The 21,347-nt window shown below is 41.6% G+C and carries 17 protein-coding genes; 7 read left to right on the plus strand and 10 right to left on the minus strand.

What is annotated here, in order from left to right; translation table 11 throughout:
- Positions 1-64: 64 nt before the first annotated feature.
- Positions 65-1,504, minus strand: coding sequence for a Fe-S cluster assembly protein SufB (gene sufB, locus ACYTXL_RS06420; protein WP_461923975.1), 1,440 nt, complete (start codon positions 1,502-1,504; stop codon positions 65-67).
- Between the two features lie 246 nt (positions 1,505-1,750).
- Here sufB and sufR point away from each other — a divergent pair, with 246 nt between their 5' ends.
- A complete protein-coding gene (gene sufR / locus ACYTXL_RS06425) occupies positions 1,751-2,434 on the plus strand; it encodes an iron-sulfur cluster biosynthesis transcriptional regulator SufR (RefSeq protein WP_461923976.1) in 684 nt (227 codons plus the stop codon).
- Positions 2,435-2,625: 191 nt separating this feature from the next.
- Positions 2,626-2,886, plus strand: coding sequence for a hypothetical protein (locus ACYTXL_RS06430; protein ID WP_461923977.1), 261 nt, complete (start codon positions 2,626-2,628; stop codon positions 2,884-2,886).
- Between the two features lie 202 nt (positions 2,887-3,088).
- On the opposite strand, the gene ACYTXL_RS06435 is transcribed toward ACYTXL_RS06430, so the two are convergent.
- Together ACYTXL_RS06435 and ACYTXL_RS06440 are read right to left on the minus strand one after the other, a co-directional pair.
- Positions 3,089-3,721 carry a hypothetical protein gene (locus ACYTXL_RS06435; protein ID WP_461923978.1) on the minus strand — a complete coding sequence of 211 codons (633 nt, stop codon included), beginning with the start codon at positions 3,719-3,721 and terminating at the stop codon, positions 3,089-3,091.
- Positions 3,722-4,058: 337 nt separating this feature from the next.
- The gene (locus tag ACYTXL_RS06440; RefSeq protein ID WP_323201827.1) at positions 4,059-4,385 is read right to left on the minus strand and encodes a YbjQ family protein; all 327 of its coding nucleotides are present in this window, start codon (positions 4,383-4,385) and stop codon (positions 4,059-4,061) included.
- A 480-nt stretch (positions 4,386-4,865) separates the two neighbouring features.
- On the opposite strand from ACYTXL_RS06440, the gene ACYTXL_RS06445 reads away from it, so the two are divergent.
- On the plus strand, positions 4,866-5,546 hold the full coding sequence (locus tag ACYTXL_RS06445; protein ID WP_461923979.1) for a tetratricopeptide repeat protein: 681 nt from the start codon (positions 4,866-4,868) through the stop codon (positions 5,544-5,546).
- Between the two features lie 165 nt (positions 5,547-5,711).
- On the opposite strand, the gene ACYTXL_RS06450 is transcribed toward ACYTXL_RS06445, so the two are convergent.
- The 5 genes from ACYTXL_RS06450 to psbO form a co-directional block, all read right to left on the minus strand.
- The gene (locus ACYTXL_RS06450) at positions 5,712-5,891 is read right to left on the minus strand and encodes a hypothetical protein (RefSeq protein WP_461923980.1); all 180 of its coding nucleotides are present in this window, start codon (positions 5,889-5,891) and stop codon (positions 5,712-5,714) included.
- A gap of 161 nt (positions 5,892-6,052) precedes the next feature.
- Positions 6,053-6,304 carry a hypothetical protein gene (locus ACYTXL_RS06455; RefSeq protein ID WP_461923981.1) on the minus strand — a complete coding sequence of 84 codons (252 nt, stop codon included), beginning with the start codon at positions 6,302-6,304 and terminating at the stop codon, positions 6,053-6,055.
- A gap of 2 nt (positions 6,305-6,306) precedes the next feature.
- Positions 6,307-7,242 carry a hypothetical protein gene (locus ACYTXL_RS06460; protein ID WP_461923982.1) on the minus strand — a complete coding sequence of 312 codons (936 nt, stop codon included), beginning with the start codon at positions 7,240-7,242 and terminating at the stop codon, positions 6,307-6,309.
- A 165-nt stretch (positions 7,243-7,407) separates the two neighbouring features.
- Positions 7,408-8,184, minus strand: a complete 777-nt coding sequence (locus tag ACYTXL_RS06465; RefSeq protein WP_461923983.1) for an RNA polymerase sigma factor SigF — start codon at positions 8,182-8,184, stop codon at positions 7,408-7,410.
- Between the two features lie 790 nt (positions 8,185-8,974).
- Positions 8,975-9,811, minus strand: a complete 837-nt coding sequence (psbO, locus tag ACYTXL_RS06470) for a photosystem II manganese-stabilizing polypeptide (RefSeq protein ID WP_292802420.1) — start codon at positions 9,809-9,811, stop codon at positions 8,975-8,977.
- A 927-nt stretch (positions 9,812-10,738) separates the two neighbouring features.
- Between psbO and ACYTXL_RS06475 the strand changes: the two genes are divergently transcribed.
- Entirely contained in the window at positions 10,739-11,086 is a 348-nt protein-coding gene (locus ACYTXL_RS06475; protein WP_461923984.1) for a hypothetical protein, read from the plus strand.
- Positions 11,087-11,197: 111 nt separating this feature from the next.
- Here ACYTXL_RS06475 and ACYTXL_RS06480 read toward each other — a convergent pair whose 3' ends face one another.
- Both ACYTXL_RS06480 and ACYTXL_RS06485 read right to left on the minus strand, forming a co-directional pair.
- Positions 11,198-16,252: a WD40 domain-containing protein gene (locus ACYTXL_RS06480; protein WP_461923985.1), complete on the minus strand. Its 5,055-nt coding sequence runs from the start codon at positions 16,250-16,252 to the stop codon at positions 11,198-11,200.
- Between the two features lie 95 nt (positions 16,253-16,347).
- Positions 16,348-17,679, minus strand: a complete 1,332-nt coding sequence (locus ACYTXL_RS06485; protein WP_461923986.1) for a P-loop NTPase fold protein — start codon at positions 17,677-17,679, stop codon at positions 16,348-16,350.
- A gap of 683 nt (positions 17,680-18,362) precedes the next feature.
- On the opposite strand from ACYTXL_RS06485, the gene ACYTXL_RS06490 reads away from it, so the two are divergent.
- From ACYTXL_RS06490 to ftsZ, 3 genes are all read left to right on the plus strand, one after another.
- The gene (locus ACYTXL_RS06490; RefSeq protein ID WP_461923987.1) at positions 18,363-19,196 is read left to right on the plus strand and encodes a cell division protein FtsQ/DivIB; all 834 of its coding nucleotides are present in this window, start codon (positions 18,363-18,365) and stop codon (positions 19,194-19,196) included.
- A gap of 271 nt (positions 19,197-19,467) precedes the next feature.
- Positions 19,468-19,707 (plus strand): hypothetical protein, encoded by a 240-nt coding sequence (locus ACYTXL_RS06495; RefSeq protein WP_461923988.1) that lies wholly within the window; start codon positions 19,468-19,470, stop codon positions 19,705-19,707.
- Between the two features lie 60 nt (positions 19,708-19,767).
- Positions 19,768-21,066, plus strand: a complete 1,299-nt coding sequence (gene ftsZ / locus ACYTXL_RS06500; protein ID WP_461923989.1) for a cell division protein FtsZ — start codon at positions 19,768-19,770, stop codon at positions 21,064-21,066.
- The last annotated feature ends 281 nt before the right edge of the window (positions 21,067-21,347 follow it).

The raw sequence follows: 21,347 nt of genomic DNA on the forward strand, positions 1-21,347 counted from the left end.
ACTACAAGCGTTAATTTTTTCGGTTCCTAGCGATTTCACAGCACTAAAGTGCTGACTACAAGCCCTATCCAACACTGCCTTCCAACTTCAAACTCAATAATTTATCAGCTTCCACAGCAAACTCCATCGGTAGCTGATTGAAAACATCCTTACAGAAGCCGCTAATCATCATTGAAATCGCATCTTCTGAAGAAATACCCCGTTGAGCGAAGTAAAATAACTGATCTTCCCCAATCTTAGAAGTAGAAGCTTCATGCTCCACCTTCGCAGCATTATTTTGCACCTGAATGTAGGGGAAAGTATTCGCATGGGCATTATCCCCAATCAGCATTGAGTCGCACTGGGAATAATTTCTCGCCCCTTTAGCAGTCGGGTTGACTTTCACCAAACCCCGGTAGCTATTGCTAGATTTACCTGCGGAGATTCCTTTAGAAATAATTGTACTGCGGGTATTCTTACCGACGTGAATCATCTTACTGCCGGTATCAGCTTGCTGCATATGATTTGTCAGCGCCACCGAGTAAAACTCACCCACAGAGTTATCACCCACCAACACACAGCTAGGATATTTCCAAGTAATTGCCGAACCTGTTTCTACTTGAGTCCAAGAAATCTTGGAATTTACACCCTGACACAAACCGCGCTTGGTGACAAAGTTGTAAATACCACCTTTACCGTTGGCATCTCCAGCGTACCAATTTTGCACTGTGGAGTATTTAATTTCAGCGTTGTCGAGGGCGACGAGTTCCACAACAGCAGCGTGCAGCTGGTTGCTGTCATACATCGGTGCGGTACAACCTTCGAGGTAAGAAACATAACTACCTTCTTCGGCGACAATCAAAGTCCGCTCAAATTGTCCCGTGTCACCAGAGTTGATGCGGAAGTAGGTAGATAGTTCCATTGGGCATTTTACGCCTTTAGGAATGTATACAAAGGAACCATCGCTAAATACGGCGGCGTTCAAGGCGGCAAAATAGTTGTCAGCTATGGGAACGACGCTACCCAGGTATTTTTTGAGCAGTTCTGGGTGTTCTTGCAATGCTTCGGAAAACGAACAGAAAATAACCCCATCTTCCGCTAGCTTTTCTTTAAATGTAGTGGCGACAGAAACGCTATCGAAAATTGCATCGACGGCGACATTTGCCAGTCGCTTCTGTTCAGATAGAGAAATGCCCAACTTCTCAAAGGTTTCTAAAAGGGTTGGATCAACTTCGTCCAAGCTGTTTAGTTTTTCTTTCTTGCGTTTCGGCGCTGAGTAGTAAATGATATCCTGATAATTAATTGGCGGATACTTGACATTGGACCAAGTTGGTTCTGTCATTTTTTGCCACTGGCGATAAGCCCTGAGGCGAAAGTCCAGCATGAACTGCGGCTCGTTCTTCTTAGAGGAGATCAAGCGAACAACGTCCTCATCTAGTCCACGCGGTATAGTGTCGGACTCAATATCGGTAATAAAGCCGTACTTGTAGGGTTGGTTGACTAAGGTTTTGACAGTGGCACTCATCAGTAATAATCTCTCGTGTTCAGAACTTGAATCTCTTTAAGGATGGTAGATGGACTTTTCTTTAGCCGATTCCCATATCACGTTACGGAATGGTTACACGGCTGCTAGAATAGTGGTGGAGAGTAAAACAACATAGCTGTTGTTTAAGTTATCTTCATTTTACGCTAAATTAACAACAACAATGTTGTGAAAGTCAAATTTTCAAAGAAATTTTTGGGACGTTCGTTGAGCGTCTGGCACTAGAAGATGGCGACTACTCACCAGTCCTCAACCAAGCAAGATATCCTAGAGTATCTGCACAAACAGGAAAAAGCAACGGCTTTGGAGCTAGCTGAAGTTTTAGACGTTACCCCCCAAGCGATTCGTCGCCATCTCAAGGATTTGGAGACGGAGGAGCTAGTTTTGTATTCGTCAACAGTACAGGCGGAGGGAATGGGGCGTCCGCAACACGTTTATCAACTGAGTCGTCAGGGACGCGATCGCTTACACCGAACAATGAGCGATCGCTTTGGTGATGGCCATGGTCATTTTGCAGTTTCGCTGCTAGACACCTTAGCCGAAACGATGGGACACGACCAATTTAAATCGATTTTAGAGAAACAGTGGCAGCGCAAAGCACTAGAATACCGCGATCGCGTGGGTAGCGGTTCACTCCGAGAACGTGTAGCTAACTTAGTCGAGTTCAGAAAAGCCGAAGGCTTCATGGCGGAATATCACCCGGTTGATGTGAATGACTGCTTTGAGAGCGATCGCTTTATCTTAATGGAGCATAACTGCGCTATTTCCAATGTTGCCGAGTCTTTCCCCAGCATTTGTGGTCACGAATTAGAAATGTTTGCTGCCGTCTTACCTGATTGTACCGTAGAACGCACCCATTGGATTATCAACGGCGAACATCGTTGTGGCTATTTAGTACAAGTTCGCAAGTAAAAATTTTATCAATAAACTCGGTTTTACATCTAGCTTCGGTAATGGATAATAGTTGAATAGTAGATTCCTGCTCCCTCTCCGAACTCACAGAGAGGGCTGGGGTGAGCTTTTAAAGAGCTTTCTACGAAAGTGAGATGCTCCTTTTAGCAACTACAGATTATCAATAATCAACTAAGTTTGAAATAGCCTTTATGGACGTATTACCACAGCAACCATCAGCACAATTTTTAACTCTGGAAGAGTCAGCAAAAGTAGATGCGGCGTTGTTGTCTTCCCCAGAAAAATTTTTAACAAGATTGACAATTTCATCACTTAAGCTTTTGAAGCATATTGCCCAAGAGTACGGTGTTGCTATAGAAGATTTGACAGCGCAACAAGTAATTGGTTGGTTTGAAAAAGATGGTAAAATTCGACGTGAGCAGGGAATTGAAGGTTCATATCTGAAGTGGTGAACTAGGAATACAAGTAGCTGGATATAAACTAATATCCAGAACCCCGACTTCTCACCAGAAGTTGGGGTTCTGTTTACTAAGCGTTTTATGACTATGGCAGAATTAATTCGATGCTACAAACGCCAACCTGAAATAATCAACAAAAAGCACCTGTAAAAAGGTGCTTTAAAAAGTGATGACATTTCGTTTGACCGACAATTTTTTAAGGATTGTAATTATTAGTCCGAACATTGCGAGCTCCAGTTACAGCCCCAACCATTGAGGCTATTAAACCCAATAATGAACCAAACACAAACCACCATAATCCCGAACGTATATTTGCTGCAATATCACGAGATTGTTGAGCGCTTACGTTTGTTCGCGGTACATTAATACCACCTTGCTGTTGTACCTGGTTTAAGACTTCCCCAGCGTTGGAAGCAGCAACACCAAAAGCACCCGATACTCCATTTGCCAATAGGAACGAACTAACTGCCAAAGTCGTAGCCCAAAGAATTGCGCCGTTAAGAAGAGCTGTATTGCGCTTCATCGGTCCACAAGCACGGGCTGTAATCCAACCACCAGTAAATAGGGAAATTAGTAAAGCAATAGTTGACCAAAGCCCCGCATTACCCGCAGCGTTAGGGGCAATTGATCTTGGTGCGCCTGAACTTTCAACTGCACCTGCTGCAAAAGCACCAATTATGGCGCTTAAAATTAATTGAGTCGCTAAAGAAACCAACAAACCAGAAATAATCGGTCCCCAGCGAACAAGGTCATGATATTCAATTACTCGTCCTGGTACTACAGGGTCATTAGAAATAACCTCATCACCTGCCCGATTTATGTATGACATTGCTTCTCTTCTCCAATGCTGTTTCAGCAAACTATATCTCAGTTATATTCATGTTTATTGTCATAATTAAACAACTAAATCATCTCTTCTTATATCTATCAATATAAATATTTAATGAATCTATCTTTAGTTATAAAAAAACCAACGCCTTTAACAATTTTAGCAATTTTTAATCAAATTCAATATTTATTTATTATTTAATAATTATTTAGAAGTTAAAATAGAGTTATTAACTGCTATATATAATAATTCATCTGTAAGAAAATTAGACTTCATCCAAAACTTTTTCAGCCTAATTATAAAATTTTCACAAAGTAATTATACAGCCAAGAAAAGATCAACGCATCTTTACAGCAGTGCCTGTGGCAGTAATCAGCAAAAGAACTCCTGACTGGTCAAGATTGATTGTACCAGTATCAATTTCAATCCCGATCACAGCATTTGCTCCTAAACGTTGCGCCCGTTGTTCTAATTCTTCTAGTGCCTTGCGTTGACCCTGCTCAAAAAGACGCTCATAACTACCAGTGCGTCCACCGATAATATCTCGAATACCAGCCAAAAAGTCCCGCAAGAAATTGCTGCCGTAGACTACTTCTGCTGTCACAATACCTAAATATGACTCAATAACGGCTCCTTGAATCACATCAGTAGTAGTTATAATCATAAATTAGCCTCCCAAGTAGAATATATATTGATATTTATTATTAAAATACTCTAAAAAATATAAATTTATTTACACATATATAATTAGCCTGCGTTGAGATAGATTTTATAAACATATTCTCACACAATTTTAGATTGCGATCGCAGCCATCGGGTATTAAGTGCCATTGGCAGATCGCCTATTTAGGATTAAGTGAGATACCTGTTGGTTTTTTGGGAATTAGTAAGTATAACTACTGTCAAAGAAGAGTGTAAATCTGGTATTCTCCGAATTTATATGTAGAGTCAGCTGATTTGATTATTTATACCTTGCACTTCATCTTTATGTGTAAAAACTCTGTGATATTGCACTGATTGGAGAAGAAATAGCGAATGAACACATTAATATCTTAATCAATACGAAGAAATACAGTTTTCAAAACTCCATATTTTTGTTTTAATGTACAAGAAAAAAGTCCTCTAAAATTTCAGGAAATTTACTGTGTACAAGCCAACATCATTTGTGTTTGGTGTGATGTTACTAGGATGTTTTGCCTTCAGTATACCTTCAGTAGCTCAGGCTCAGGTATTAGTGGCACAAGGCAAAAACCCAGAGTTAAAGCAACTACTAGAACAAGGACGGAGATTAGTTGATACCGGCGATTATGGTGGTGCAATCGCTGTTTATCAGCAAGCAGCTAGCTTAGATCCCAAGAATGCTAAAATTCATTCAGGTATTGGCTACTTATACGCTCAACAGGGAAATTACCAGGCGGCATTAACAGCTTATCGTCGGGCGATCGGCATTAACCCTAACAATAGTGACTTTTACTACGCTGTGGGTTACATCAAAGCGAATTTGGGGGACACAGCTGGGGCAAAGGAAGGCTACCGTCGTGCTATCCAGCTGAACCGTAACAGCGTTAACGCCTATTTAGGATTGGCTGTGACGCAATCTCGTCTAGGAGACTATAGTGCAGCTACCTGGGCATACGGGCAAGCAATCAGCTTGGATAAGAACAATGCCCAGACTTATGAGTTGATGGGTTCGATGTATAAACAGCGACGACAAACTAAACAAGCGAACAGCTTGCTTCAGAAAGCCCGTGACTTGTACAAGCGGCGCAATGACTCAGATGGCGTGAACAGGGTAGAAGCCATGCTGCGGCAGTTAGGAGGATGAGGTTAATCTAAGTGGTGTCCCGTTAATTGCACAAAAATATCTTCCAAGTTAGAGGGACGCACCAGCATTCCGGTTTTATCAGGCTATTCATTCAAGTAGATACTTGCTGCTTCCAAGGATGGGAAAAACAGATATTCCCAACTACGGATGCCATCACTTCCCACTTCAGACACATCTAATTGCTTCATTACCGAAACCTTCACCGTGAGCAGAACGCTGCTGTTGTAAAGTTCCCAAACAAATCAGCTTACCACTATCCCTAATACCGATGCGTCTGGCTTGGTAGAGCCAAAGGCATCGCCCAAAAATTCGATCCCGTATAATGATAATGATCGTTAGTAGCATCGTCATCGCCTGCTTATTCAAATCCCGAATAATTAATTTAAGAGAGGTGTCGCTTGGTTTGGGGGTCTAGTTCGACGTTGGTTCATCCAAATCATTCATGAACAACAAGATTCCCGACTTCTTTGGAAAATCGGGAATCTGAGGCTTCGATTTGAACGAAATCAAATAGGATTCATATAGCAATTTTGATAGTAAGCCAAAATTTGGTTAACTCGTTGCCGACTTTCTGAACCAGAGTTTGCTGTCCACGAGATAGACAAGCCACCAATTTGACTTTGATTGTAATCAAACTCTGGGGATGACTGGGGAATTAAATCCGCTTCTACTCCTTCGACTTGACGTAAATGAGCTGCTATCTCTCTATAAACTGCTAAAGGCAAACCAGCGAATTCAATTTTTTCCTTAGTCTCCATCTTTATGAAGCTCCAACATTAGAAGGATTTGAGGAGGGCGTTGTCACTGAAACAGGATTGCCGCTAGCAGGTGCAGCTGACGGCGTTGACTTGACAGCCCCTTCCCCTACCATTTTGGCAACTTCAATACCATATTGTTCCAGAATCACGATGGGGTTGTAGCCCTGATTCATTTCAATACGTTTAATCAGTACCCCATCTGCTAATCGCTGTCCCGCCTGCACATACCGACTCGTTGGCTCATCGGGTACTTTGATAATTGCCTGTGGTTCCTGACTAATTAGAACTACACCAGTCACAAGCACTGCCCTTGCTAACTCCGGTTGTGCTGGCAGTGGCAGTACAGATACTAAAGTCGGGTTGGAGATAACTTGAGGCAAAACCTTAGGCAAGACTGAAGTCAAGGTAGGATTGACTTTTTTTGGTTTTGGTACAGAAGAAACGTTATTTTTCTTTGGATTTAAAGCTATGCTGCGTGTTGGAAGTTTTCGTCCTGCTAGTGATGCAGTAGGTAGCTTAGGCGACACGGGAACAGGTTTTAAAGCTATGCTACGTGTTGGAACTTTTCGTGCTGGTAGTGATGCAGTCGGTAGCTTAGGCACCACGGGAACAGGTTTTCCAGATATTTGAGGCATTCCGGGAACCGTCTGTCCGAAAAGCTGTGCAAACGGGTCACTGCGATTTTTTGATAGCACAACTAGCCGTGACCGCTCTGTAGGATTAGTGGATTGAATCAAGTTAGCAGATGCAGGAGTAACTTGTAATTCCTGTTTGGCAAGTATTACTGGATTCTTAAAGGATTGACCCGTCCCTGGCGACTTTGCTGCTATTTTGGGAATTGGAGCAGGATTGATGGCTTGTTGTGTATCTTCAGAAGCACATCCAGCGATCGCCAAAGTTAAAATAGCTGCAATTATAATTTTTGAATTTCTGCCCATGAGCTGTTCTCAAAAGCCATTGGAAAATTTAAAAGTGGAAATCAACCTGCCTAAAATTTATATCAAAGGCAAAGTATGTTCCCTTTATAACCTAATTTTTGATATTTCAAGGTTATTTTTAGCACTGCCTACCCAGCATAACTGCGGGTTGGTGTTTATTTGCAGTCAATCTTCTGCTACACCCATAAGCTCTTTCATCGAATCCAGACCTTTCTTGACTCTACGGGAAACCGTTACTACACTGATCCCTAGATGTTCTGCAACTTGTTTTTGGGTCAAATCTTGCAAAAACACACATTCCAACACATCGCGGGTGCGTTTTTCTAGCTGAAGCAATGCTTGTTGTAAGCGAAGTTGGTCTTCTTGTGCTAGTTGAAAGCTGCGATAGTGAGGATCTGGAACCATTTCTCCCAAACAGGTAGAGTTTTCTTCTCCGTCTTGGATTGGTACATCGAGACTCAAGGGAGCGCGATTGATCCATGCTAATTTAATTTCTTGCCATTCGTTTAGAGAAATTTCCAGTGCTGCTGCTAATTCCGAGTCGTTAGGTTGACGATGATGTTTTTCACGCCAAGTACGTGAAACTCCTATTGCTTGCTGTTGTAGGGCTAACCACTTCCGAGGAATTCGCACCGTGACACCTTTATCTCGAAGATAGTGTTGAATTTCACCCCGAATATAGGGAAGAGCATAGGAACTGAAGGCGTGTCCCTTGGAAAGTTCAAATTTTTCAATAGCTCTGATTAAACCCAAACATCCAACCTGGAGCAAATCATCGTAGGTTTCATGACATTGATTCGTCCAGTAGTGAGCTTCTTTTCTTACAAGCCCAAAATTGAGTTCTACTAGTTGATTGCGGACTTTTTCTGACGGAGATTGCTGATATTCTCGCAACAACTGCCAAATTTCATGTTTTAGGTCGTTGGTGACTGTGGTAGGCATAGCACCCTGTTTATTGAGCAAAGAAAGATTTAATTGTTCGCTTTTAAATTCAGCTGCGATCGCACGACATCAAAGATAATATCGTGCTATATTTCCTAGCAAATACTATGGTAAATAACAAAGCTTTTCTAGAAAAATCCTATAGGTCACTTCACAATGCAGCAAAATTTAAATGGGCAAAATCGGTATTTAGTTGGTTATTTATCTTTGGGATGAACTGGAGTTTTTTTAAAACTACATATAAACAAAATATAAAATTAATTACTAAATATCAAACCGAGATTTTACTTAATTTTAATTAATGAATGATAAAATTAATTTAGGGAAACCAAACAAAATTACTCCGTATTTTGTTAGAGCAGCAAAAGTTGGATTTACAGTAAAATTACGTGTCTATTCAACTGGAATTTATCCAATCTTTAAAAATTACTAATAAAAATTAAAAAGTACTATGTATATTTATGCAAGCCAAAAAAAAAAGGGCGAGATGCCCTTTGTTATACTTACAGCGCTTTTCAAGTAATTTAACTACGCTACTTTTTACTTACCAATTCCCCATCTCAGTCGTGGTCTAAATCCCTGAAAACTGCTGTAAGTACATAGATAGTCTTTTAGTCAACCGTCCCACCCACTCTTGGGTTAGGGCTTGTATGTAACTTTTCCTTATCTTTGTAAAAAATTTATTTACCCTCGTGAAAAAAGAGGGTAAATAAGTTAACTTTTGTGATTAAGTCTGATACTTACAGAATTGTCGTTCTGAGTGCCAGTCAGTTGTCTTACTTCAGAGGATTTAGGCACGAGTTGGTTCAACCCGTCCATAAAATAGACCGCGAATCTTGACTTCTTTAGGTTCGCCAGCACCTAAATCTGTATCCGATGGCTGTTCGCTCTCGAAAGTACCAGCAATTTCACCACTAGAGTTATCTACTTTGGCGATTCGTAGAGAAATCTTGCCATTGAGATTTTCAGCACGCTTGACGTTAGTGCGGGTAAGTTCTTCATCATCTGCTTGGGCGGGGAGAGCCACGGCATTATCGTAGCCACTGACGACACCACGACCTTTGGGATCTAGGAAGGCAGCACCACGATAGGAAGGAACTTTGAAGGTGCCTTCAAAGTCCGTGGAGGTGTTAATACTGGTCAAACTAGGTTGACTTTGAGCAACCAGGTTTTTGATGGTGAACAGGAAAGGGACTCGCTCACCACCAGGAAGTTGCACAGTGATGGCTTGGAAGTCAAGACCATCAGTTTCGGCAAAGGTCAAGCTATTATCTGAGTTGATTTTTAGATTTCCTTGCACCTGGTCAATGGTGGAAGTGTATCTGGTCAACAATTTGCCAGCAACAAATTCTGCTTCTTGGCGTTTATTAGCAGGTTCTTCTTTGATGAAGAAGCTAGTTGGTTCCAAGCAAAGTTCTTTGATGGCATAAGACTGGCTAGAATCAATGGGAATGGAACCACGGCTTGTTTCTGTTAGTTGGGGACATTTGTTCGCCAAGCCAGTGCCGCGAATTTGATCGTAAGTGAGTACATCTCTACTGTTACTACTAGCAGGAGCATCACTACAAGCAGTTATTAGCCCCAGGCACAAAGCCAAGAATGCAACAATTAAAGCGCGATACCTCATGGTCAACCTCAATCTCAAAAATTAATAGATTTGTTGTAAAACTGCATCGAAGCTTTGATCTCTGATGAGAAGCCGCTACTCTGCGAAAAGCTATTTTTGGTCGGACACGGCTTTGCTCTAATTAAGAGAGTTGAAGCAAGTATCCGGGCGTCTAGGTTGTCAGCCGCAGCTCAAAATTTTCTGTTGCTAAACGTAATTAAACGTTTCGCTCTCTTGAGCTTGGGGTGTAAATCCCAGACTAAGTACACGTCACCGTAAAAGGGGTTGGGAAATATTCAGACTTGATGTTTGGTTTCACTACGTTCTACCCAACCTACGAATGATTAAATTCCATACCCTTTTTGTGGTGTTATGTACTAAGTAGCACACTGCATCCATTTTGGATGTGTGTCACTATGGGAGCAAAAAACCAGCAGTTTGACTGGTGGTGGCATTTGTGAGAGTTGGGCGGGTGGATGAGTAAGCCCCACACTCTGAGGCATAAGTGCTTACCTCAAAGAGCGCGAAGAGGGGTGTCTGCTTCGCACTTTGCTCTTGCATATAGCAAAAGCGGCGTTGCCCAAGTCTTTTTGTATTATGTATGTGATGCCACTACATACAGCCCATTGTTTGATAGGCAAATCAGCCAGATCATACGATTTTTTTTAACTCAAAATCAAAGTACTCTTAATCAAAAAAGTCTCGTGGTGATCACATCTAGCTGCTGTGGAGGCTATGGTAAAGGTTACTATGCTCTTTGAGGAGCGATCGCAATTGCTTTTGATAAAGATACAAATCTAGTTATATTTACCCCTGGCTAGGGCTAATGAGGGAATGCGGGGACAGAGGGACAAGGCTGATTAGAGGAATTTAGACTGACAAGCTAGGGAAAATTAAAAATCTCCGGTAAATTTGAGTTGATCTCATTATTTATACGGAAAGGGTGGCATGAACAATAATAAAAATGTTGAATCAGGAGAGTTGTCTTGTAAAGAGCAAGCGATCGCCACTGTGGTGTATGATGCTGTTCAGGCTTGTGAAAGCGATACTGTAGCTCTTTTGGCTTTGCTGCGGCAATTGGAGCAGTTACACCGAGAGATCCGGGATGGGGTTTTTCAAGAGAGTTTGCCTGTTAACCGTCGGCAACTATACTCACTACTGAAAGATATTGAGTCTGAGGGAGGCTGGCCTTATATTGAGCGGATGAGACTACAAAGATTTTTAGCGAATTTGTCACAAGAGGCTCCCGAAGAAAATAGCCATGAGGTGTTGGAGAGCGATCGCTCAGGCGGCTGATTATGTGGAAAATTATTTTCTAGCTCGGAATTCACAACTCTGTTCACCTCATCAACCGCTAAACCAAGAGCGGTTGCTGATTGAGGCTTTAATATAATTCGTAATTCATAGTTAAAAAGGGTTTGTACTGATTATGCCTTCACAAAGAAGGCGATCGCCCTTCTCCAGGTTGCGGTTGTGCTTGAGGTAATCGTCTACCCAGTCGCAACCACGAACAAGCAGATAATCAAGATTTAAATTCCACAGAATTATCGTCTTGTCATCACTAGCTGATGCTAATGTTTGACCATCTGGGCTAAAACTGACACTTAATACCGCACCGCGATGCCCATTGAGACTTTTAATTAATTTGCCGTCACGACTCCAAAGTTTCACTGTACTATCCCAACTGGCGGCGGCGAGTAATTCACCGTTGGGGCTGAAAGTTACGGCATTGATGCTATCGCTGTACCCTTTTAATAAGGTTTTTAACAACGTCCCATCCCGTCGCCACAGTTTCACGGTGTTATCCCAACTAGCAGAAGCCAATAACTCGTCAGTGGGATTAAAGCTGACACCCATCACCCAGCTGTCATTGGGCGAAAAAGTTTTGAGCAAAGTACCATCCCGACGCCAAAGTTTAATAGTTCGGTCATCACTGGCAGAGGCTAAAACCTGACCATCATGGCTGAAGTTTACGCTATTTACCCAAGCCTGATGCCCCACTAAGGTTTTGAGCAATTTGCCCTGACGGTTCCAAAGTTTCACTGTTTTATCTTTGCTAGCTGATGCCAAAAGCTGACCATCAGGACTGAAATTCACGCTCGTCACACTATCAGTATGGCCGTACAGAGTCATGATTAAAGTACCGTCCAGCCGCCAGAGTTTCACTGTTTTGTCAAAACTTCCTGAGGCCAGCATTTCACCTTTGGGGTCAAAACTGATACTAGGAACTTGATTTGTATGCCCCACTAAAGTTTTGTAAAGTCGGGTTTTGATCTCGCCATTACTGGTGTAGCGTTGCCAAAGTTTGATAGTGCGATCGCTACTACCAGAAGCTAGCATTTGACCGTCGGGACTCCAAGCAACGCTCAAAACTCGCTTGCGATGCCCTTGAAGAATAGACGGTGTTGGCGCATCTAAACTCCATAGTTTCACGCTTTTGTCGAAACTTCCTGAGGCCAGCAATTTATTATTTGGACTGAAAGCTACGCTGACAACAGCATCGCTGTGTCCTTTCAAGGTTTTGAGTAAATTACCAGTGATACTCCAAAGGTTTATGGTTTTATCTTCACTTGCGGAAGCTAACTTTTTACTATCGGAACTAAAGCTCAAACTCCACACTGTATTACTATGGTGTCGTAAAGTTTTGTAAGGACGAAAGTCAAAACCGTTTTTAGTGTTGTTACTTTCCCTGAGCCAAAGTTTCACTGTCTGATCTCTACCTGTTGAGGCCAAAAATTTACCGTCTGGGCTGAAAACAGCCACAGTTACACCCTGCTGATGTCCCTGCAAAGTTGTAACGAGGCTACCGTCCCGTCGCCAGATTTTCACTGTTTTGTCGTCGCTGGCTGAGGCGATGAATTGACCATCGGGACTGAAGTTTACCCAGTTAACCCACCCTCGATGTCCTCTGAGTATTTTTACTAAGCTGCCGTCTTTGCGCCAGAGTTTTACGGTTGTATCCTTACTACCAGTAGCTAACAACTCCCCATCAGGACTGAAATTAACGCTATAAACCCAATCCCCATGTCCTTTGAGGGTTTTATATGGCTTGGGGTCAAATTCACCTGTAACCGGGTTTTTATGCCAGATTTGCACTGTTTTGTCGAGGCTGGCGGAGGCTAGGGTTTGACCATCAGGGCTGAAACTTACACAGGTGACAGCATCAGTGTGACCTTTGAGAGTTTGCAGTAAGGTACCGTCAAGATGCCAAAGTTTCACCGTCTGATCTCGGCTGCCTGATGCTAGCAACTGACCATCTGGGCTGAAAGTTATTCCCCAGACAATATCAGTGTGGCCTTCCAGGCGGTTAACCTCTGTTACGCCATAAACTGCCTGTTGCAGGGCTGTCACGACTCGCATTCGGGTATCTGGTTTCACTCCATTTCCCTGTTTAAGTCCTCTCCAAGCCCGCAAACTTTCTAATAGGGCATCAAACTCTTTATTAGAGGCAAACAAAGCTTCGCTAGCAGCAGCGATCGCACTAATTTTAAAGTTGGTTTCACTGCGTTCAGCTCGTAGAGTTTGGCGAATTGCTGCTCTTTTTTGCAAGTCGGCTTGCCACCATAATGCTGCAATTGTTCCTCCCATGATTGCCAGGATTGCGCCTGCGATCCGTGCTTCCCGCAGTCGCCGTTGCAATATCAAATTGAGTTGCTTTTGACTAAGTTTTTGGGCTACTTCAGCTTGAGTTTTTTCTAGTTTGACTTTTTCTAATTCGGCGACTATGCCATAGTTGTTTTTTTGGCGAATTGGTTCAACTAAATAATCGTGAACTAGCTGGTAGCGATCGCCTAACTTTTCTCTGGTTTGCAACACCAACCCTGAACCCACTAATATTTCTAAAATCAGTTCCCCAACAGTGTCAAAGCTTGATATTGTACCTATATGAGTATTATTAACTAATGCCGCCGCTAAATCAGCTTTAGTTTTTAACGGTCGCCTCCCCTTTTGATCAGTTAATTCAAATAATAATTTCCAACTTAACTCTTCGTTTTCCTGACCGCAGTCTTTAATAACTTCCCCAAGCCAGCGTTCCACCAATTTTGTCGAGCCACCGCAAAGTTTATACTGTCCGAGTGTGGTAATGTTTTCTGTTTGTAGTTGAGCACCAACTATTTGTAATTCAATTGGATGTACTTCGTCTTGTTCTCCTGTCAAATCCTGTACTAATCGGTTAATTAATTCCTCATTCAGTTTATAATGTGAACGTTGAGTGAGACTGTGAATTATGGCTTTAGCATCCTGGCTAGAGAAATTTCCTAAATAGTAGCGGATGTCCTTATCAAGAATATTTTTATTAATTACGCCTAAATCATATAGTCTTGTACTATTTTTCTGGCTCAAACGTTCAAATTCTAATAAATGATGTAAATAATCTTCTCTTAATGAAATAATAATTTTGACAAATGAAATATTTAAACATTCACTAAAAAATTTGTAAAATTCTATTCTTTGTGTAGAAGGATTAGTAATGAAAAAAAATTCTTCAAACTGGTCTAATATAATAATTATTGTATAATTGCGCTCAGATGCTAACCGAATCTTTTCTAGCAGCATAGTAGCTGTAGAGCCAAGATTAACCGATATTCCTGTGTATGCAAGCTCTTGATTTATACTGTTTATGAAGATTGTAATCCAATCAGTATAAACAGACAAAACAATAGGTATATGAATGCGTTCACCGATAACTTTTCCCTTAAGTGCTGGAACTAAACCAGCTTTGAGAATTGAACTTTTACCTACACCTGATGGCCCATAAATTACTGTGAGTTTGTAGTCAGCGCGGGCAATTCTTTCAATTAAACGATTGACATCTTGTTGACGTCCAGAAGCAGATATTTCTTGGGCAATTTCTTCAGGAATAAACGGTGTTTTGTGAGGTTCTAGTACTGGGTTAACTCTGGGGCGTTGCGGCTGCAATTGACTTGCCCCGATGAAGGCACGCAAGCCATACTGATGTTCTATTTTAATTTTTTCTTGTTTCAGTTTAAAGGCTTCTGTATAGTCATGACGCTCAAAAAAGTGAAGTGATCGCAGTTCCTCTAAAATCTCTAAGTAAAGTGATGGCTCATGTTGTAGTTCACAAACTACCCTCGCCCATTCCAGGTTATTGATAGCTTCCTCCCACTTACCCAGATGCTGCTGTGCACGTGCTAGCAAGAGAAGATACCAACTTTCTTGTCGTCGTTTTCGCCAAGCATCTCGGAGACAAACTTCTGTTGCTTCTTCAGAGATAGAAAGTGCTGTATTCGCTAATTCATGAGCCAGTACCCAATTCGACTCAGAAGCCGCCACATTTGCCAAAAAACCATAATCTTCAGCAATTTGTGCCGGAGTTCCATAAATTTTATGTAAATCTAATGACTTTTGAGCTAATTCTTTTAAGTCATTCCAGGCTTGTAAACATTGCAGCATTTTACAAGCAGGTAAAATAAATTTAGCAACTAAGTCTTCTCTTTTTAGCTCTTCCAATAGCTCCAAGCATTGTTTAAACCACGAGAGAGCATTTTGGCAATAGCTACTATTAGTATTCTGATATAAGTCTGCCATTCGTTGATAACACAGCCCCAGGTGGAATACGACTATTGCTTTATTGAGTAAAGGCGAGGAAGGGGTAGACTGAGGATATGAAAGGAGAAAAGAAGAATTATTCACTGACTCTGCTACTCTCTTTTCTTCCTGCTGCCATAACAGTAGGCTTCTTTGATAATTGGCTAAAGCGCCATTAATTTGATTGTTGGCGTATTTATCTCGCCCTAACATAAATTCTAAACTAGCTCCTAATCTTAGTGTTAATTGAAGTCCGTACAGGCGCAGCAAATCATTACGGGCTGATTCTATTTCTTCGTAATGGTGTTGGGACTTGGGAACTAAATCTAGGAAAGTATTAGATAATAATGTTTCGGGATCTGCTTCTAAAACGTTGGTAAGTTCAGATTCTGCCTTTTGACGGATCAAAGTAAATAAATCTGCTTTTGCCATTTCAAATTTAATAGTGGTTACAGCCCAGCTTTTGAAATCAGGGGCTAATCTTGAAAGTAATGATGCCACTTCATCTTCTAGCCACAACACTACTGGAAATGGAAAAGTTGCGGCATAGATATCTCGTGCTTGGTTGATGCCTGTAAGTAAGTTTTTCATGTCAGTAGTTGACTCAATACCGAAAATCATCACAGCAGATGGCAAAGAATCTGTAAGGACAGCAGGATTATCTAAAGATAGTTCTGATATTATTCTGCTGTGTAAAGAAGTAGTTGATGCCTTGAGAACGATTTCTCTGATATTAATGTCCTTGCTGATGGAGCGAATATTGTCTAACATTTGCTCACGTAATTGCCTATAGTTACATCGAATTAAAATCAGAGCAAACTGACCTTCAGAAAGCGCGATCGCTCTAATTAGTCTTTGCAAATTCTGCTGATTTTCTTTGGTATAGACACCTAGCTGCTTGTCATTATTCATTGGTTATTGGACATGGGGTATAGGGCATTAGGTATTGGGTATTGGTCATTCGGTTAATAATGAATGACTAATGACAATTGACTCACCCAGGACTGTTACTTGCTTTCTTGCCAAGTCAAAACTTTTCTTGTTTCTGCTAAGGCTGGGCTGATGCCAAACCAACGCCCCAGAGAATCACGATATTCAAACAGATACATACTTCTTAGTAAGCTCTGATAGTCAGATTCACCTTTAACTCTCTGCTGCTGCACTACTTCAAACAATAATTCCCACTGCGATTCATCAATAGCTAATAGCAGATCGTCGCGGTAGTCCTTAATCACGGCTTCTAAGCACTCCTTAGAAAAAGGCGGATCTTGTCGTTGCAGGCAGCTATAGAGTAAACCCAATAAGTTACGAATGTGACCACCACTAACGCGACATAGACGATCCAAAGTTTGGGAATGATCGAATAATTCTGTAATTAATAAAAGCCTTTCATTCAAAGGAACTTCTGGAAAAGCTCTTGCTAGAACTAACTGGCGCACTAGTGACATCCCTGGTTCGTAGTCACTACCATCTCTTTGCCGCACTAATACCATCGGCAGTACTTTTGGCGCAATCCCTCCCCCCAGACGATTTTTCAGTGTCTCGTACTCATTGGAGAAAATTAACGTTAGGGGAATTGTGTAAACTAGGTGGCATTTGAGGCGGCGTAACTGTTCACCTCGGTCGATGAAAAGATATTCTGGTTGCGATCGTCCCGATGCTAAGGGACGCATATCCACTCGATCCAAATTATCTACAATCACTACCAGTCCTTTTTGACCCCGCAGCTTTAGTTGTTCAACAGCCTTTTCTAAAATTTCTTCGTTAATCGCTTGCAAAATACTATTGGTGCGTGGTTCCAGATATTGCCTCAGTTGATTACGCATCTGGGTGCTATCTTTGGTTTTGGCAGTAATTTTGGCAATACCCAAGGATAACTCTGCTTGTCCAGAAAGCTCTATGGGGGTTTGCAAAAAATCGCCTACTTCTTTAAGCAAATTGGTAAAGTAACCAGCTTTGAGTTTGATGCTAATGCCTTCTAAACTGGCACTGACTTGACGCGCTACACTCAGCAAAATATCGCTGACATCAATATCCGCCATGTCTAAGTCTTGACTCGACTCAAAATAAACCACATGAAATCCTGCCACTTCCAGTTCTGTCTTCAGGCGCTGCAATTCCGTTGACTTACCGCAGCCAATATGGCCCGTAAATAACTGGCAGGTTGGCTCATCAGGAGAAATCCGAACAATAGTCCGTTGCAATTCTTCCACAATCTTGCAACCACGTACATCAGCAAAATCTATGTAATACTGCCGATCTAGGACGTTACTTGTATTTAGCGTGTAGCTGGGGTTACATGCTTTATAAAAACGTGATAAGTTTAATGTCGTTTTCATGTATTTAGATGTGTATGTAGATGCAGTTTAATTCGTATTTTTATACAACTAATCTCTGTCAGAAATGTAGGCATAGGATTAGCTTGCAAGTTGGTAGTGTCTTACAAAGGACAGCACCTGGCGCAGGATCACTGTCAGTAGTATGGTAGAGATTTAATTGCTCGTCATCACAGACAAGCATAATCTGTTCTTAATTTTTACACCTGCTATTCAGGTTTTGACAATCTCTAGCTTTTGTTTGACTTGCTACGAACCTTTAAGGCTTAGGGAATCAGTAAAAAAAGCTACAAGCTAACATGGTTCTCAGTTTGGATAACTGATGAGTAGGACTAGTATGAATTATAGCAAAGGACACAGAGATTTAGGAATATTGATATATCATCTTAGATTCTATTTGTCAAGAAAATAAAATCCTAAACATCTAAATTAATATTTTGTAATCTTTAGAGAAAAAAGCTTCAAAAATAACTTGTCAAAAAGATTACAGTCAGTTAAAAATGGACACCGGAAACTTTAATCGGAACGATCGCTAGCGCCATAATGCTTGTGTAGTTAGTGTAAAGTGTTACTAAAAATAAAAAAGTCTTGAGGAGATCGGCTAACAGATGCCTACACGGTTTAGTGAAATTAATCATCATCCGATCGCGTCCAGGAATTTAGATTGCAACCAGAAAGGGGTTTGAATGGCTGGCATAATATCAGTTTCGCGCACGAATCTAGCCCAGCGTCGTCAGAAATTACGTCGGCGGCGGCGGATGAGAATTATTCAGGCTATTTGGCGAACCTTTGCGATTATTGGTTTGGCGAGTGGATTGCTATGGATGGTAGTCCAGCCAGTGTGGATACTAAAAGCTCCTAAACAAATAGTGATGAAATCAGGCAATAAATTACTGTCGGATGAAACAGCTCAGTCGCTGTTGGTGCTATCTTACCCTCAGTCTTTGTGGCGGATTGAACCGTCAGCGATCGCTGACTCTTTGAAGAAACAACCAACTATTGCCGAAGCGATCGTCAGACGCCGCCTGTTTCCTCCTGGGTTAACCATTGAAATCCAAGAACGAGTACCTGTAGCGGTGACTCAAACACTTAGCAACAAAAAAGTAACAATCGGTTTACTAGATGCAAGTGGAGTCTGGATGCCTTTAGAAAAATATACATCACTGAATCCGACGAGCAAATTACCTAATCTCAGAGTAATTGGATCGCCAAAACAATACTGCCTCTACTGGACTCAACTTCATCAAGCTGTCAGCCAAAGTCCGGTGGAAGTGATGGAAATTGATTGTCGAAATCCAACAAATTTAATTTTGAAAACAGAACTAGGAAATGTGCATCTCGGCGTTCCAAGCCCCCAGGTGTCTGAACAAATTAAGGTACTTGGCCAAATGCGCCATTTAGCAGCAAAACTTGATTCCGGCCAAATAGAGTATATTGATCTGAAAAATCCCGAATTTCCTTTAGTACAAATGAACCAAAAAGACCAAAAATTAACTCCCAAAATCCCTAAAAACATCTAGTATGTTTAATGTATTGATAGCTCCTAGTAAATTAAGAAGCTTTATGCTGATAAATATATTTATTATTTTCAGTTTTCCGGTAAAGTGCACGAAAATCGGCATTAACTTCTGAACAAGTTAATCAGGTATAGTCTGACAAGTAAATTCTTGCTGAGTTTCAGCTTCAGGATAAGTAAGTAGAACGTAAGTTTTGTGTCTAAAGTTGCAATCATCCCCAATGGTGAAACCTATTAACAATATTATTATTGAGACACAGAAGAGGCGCTATAGTATGTCTTTAGAAGTTATGCCCTCCGCCCAGAAGAATGAAGAGATTGATGTCTGGTTGAAGTTATACAGGTCACTTTTAGATAAATGTAGGTATACTTCTCTAGAATTAGAATTGGCTGTGCGATCGGCTGTGTTAAAAGCTTATCCCATAGCAAATTTTCGCACTGCCAATTCTGTTAGGCTTGGCAGTAGTGAAAACAATAAAGAACAGTTCCATAGTATTGTGGCACTGTCAAACTAAAGTTGACTCTGAGGTGAATAACACCTGAAAAAGTCGTTTATCTACCCTTTCAGAAATCCAATGACACTTGATAATAACCAAGGACTTACCTATAAAAATTCCCAATCTGCGGGACAGCCGGGATTCTCTCTGGCAGTTAACTCGACTAATCCCTTTAATAACTCTGGGCTGAACTTCGGACAAAATCATGATAATAAGAAGATTTCTCCAGAAAATAGCCGAATTGGGGAGATTGTTCCTGGTCGGGTTGCCAACATCAAAGTGATTGGTGTCGGTGGTGGTGGTGGCAATGCTGTTAACCGGATGATCGATTCTGATGTCTCTGGGGTAGAGTTTTGGTCAATTAACACTGATGCCCAAGCTCTTACCTTAGCTGGCGCTCCAAGTCGATTGCAAATTGGACAGAAGCTAACGCGGGGTTTGGGAGCAGGTGGTAATCCTGCCATCGGTCAAAAGGCAGCTGAGGAATCACGGGATGAAATTGCTACAGCTTTAGAGGGTGCAGACTTAGTATTTATCACTGCTGGTATGGGCGGTGGTACTGGGACGGGTGCAGCCCCGATTGTGGCAGAAATAGCCAAAGAAATGGGCGCTCTTACTGTTGGTGTGGTCACACGTCCATTTGTATTTGAGGGACGCCGCCGCACCAGCCAAGCGGAACAAGGTATTGAAGGACTAAAAAGTAGGGTAGATACGCTGATCATTATCCCTAACAACAAACTGCTGGAAGTGATCCCCGAACAAACACCTGTACAAGAAGCTTTTCGCTATGCAGATGATGTGCTACGTCAAGGGGTGCAAGGTATTTCTGATATCATCACGATCCCCGGTTTGGTAAACGTTGACTTTGCTGATGTCCGAGCTGTGATGGCAGATGCGGGATCGGCGTTGATGGGAATTGGAGTGAGTTCTGGAAAATCTAGAGCCAGAGAAGCTGCGATCGCAGCTATTTCTTCACCATTACTAGAATGTTCTATTGAAGGTGCTAGAGGAGTTGTATTTAATATTACGGGTGGTACTGACCTGACTTTGCATGAAGTGAATGCTGCCGCAGAAGCAATCTATGAAGTAGTTGATCCCAATGCCAATATTATTTTTGGGGCCGTAATTGATGACAGACTCCAAGGTGAGGTAAGAATTACTGTAATTGCCACTGGGTTTACAGGTGAAGCGCAAGCAGTAGTACAACAAAGCGTGGCTAACGTTCGGGTAGCACCTAATACTACAAAGCGACCAACAACACCGCAACCCGCAGTTAACTCCCCAACCCCAACACCAACCCCAACTCCAGAACCAAAAGAAAAACTTGGATTGGATATACCTGATTTTCTGAAAAACCGACGTACACCAAGGAATTAAAAGATTTTGGATTTGAGATTTTAGATGAAATTAGCAGTCTAAGGTCAGGTTGAGTGCTGTATAAAATCTGCTGTTTCCAGGGTTTTACCAAAGGCAGGGGTAAGCAATGTGTTGCCATCCCGATTTTGCTAATTGGTAGAAAAATTCGTTAACGCTACTTTATAGAAGAAATTTGGGCAGGAGTCTGCTGGTTCGCATATCCAGCTATGCTTTTGTCACAAAAAAACAGGAAGACCTGCCCAATTACGATTGCTGTAACTACGCCCGTTGTAGATATCGCT

This window comes from Nostoc sp., from assembly GCF_054880495.1.